This window comes from Methylobacterium oryzihabitans (assembly GCF_004004555.2).
Lineage (GTDB): Bacteria > Pseudomonadota > Alphaproteobacteria > Rhizobiales > Beijerinckiaceae > Methylobacterium > Methylobacterium oryzihabitans.
In genome coordinates this window covers 1-422 of sequence record NZ_SACP01000180.1, presented here as the reverse complement: position 1 = coordinate 422, position 422 = coordinate 1, and the positions used below count along the sequence as shown (strand labels likewise).

Sequence of the window (422 nt, the reverse complement as noted above, 5' to 3'; positions counted from 1 at the left end):
AGCCAGTCCACATCCACCTCGGCCAGCTCCTCGCGCTGTGGCGCCCCTTGGTAGCCGGCATCGGCTGAGACAAATTGCTCCTCTCCATGCAGCAGATTACCCAGCTGATTGAGGTCATGCTCGTTGGCCGCGGTGGTGACCAGGCTGTGGGTCAGGCCACTCTTGGCATCGACACCAATGTGGGCCTTCATGCCAAAGTGCCACTGATTGCCTTTCTTGGTCTGATGCATCTCCGGATCGCGTTGCTGCTCTTTGTTCTTGGTCGAGCTGGGTGCCTCAATGATGGTGGCATCGACCAAGGTGCCTTGAGTCATCATGACGCCTGCTTCGGCCAGCCAGCGATTGATGGTCTTGAACAATTGGCGGGCCAGTTGATGCTGCTCCAGCAGGTGGCGGAAATTCATGATGGTGGTGCGGTCCGG

At 58.5% G+C, this 422-nt stretch carries 1 pseudogene; it reads right to left on the bottom strand.

Going from position 1 to position 422, the window contains the following annotated elements:
• A pseudogene (locus EOE48_RS28955) lies at window positions 1–422 on the bottom strand (IS5-like element IS5 family transposase); the annotation flags it as partial.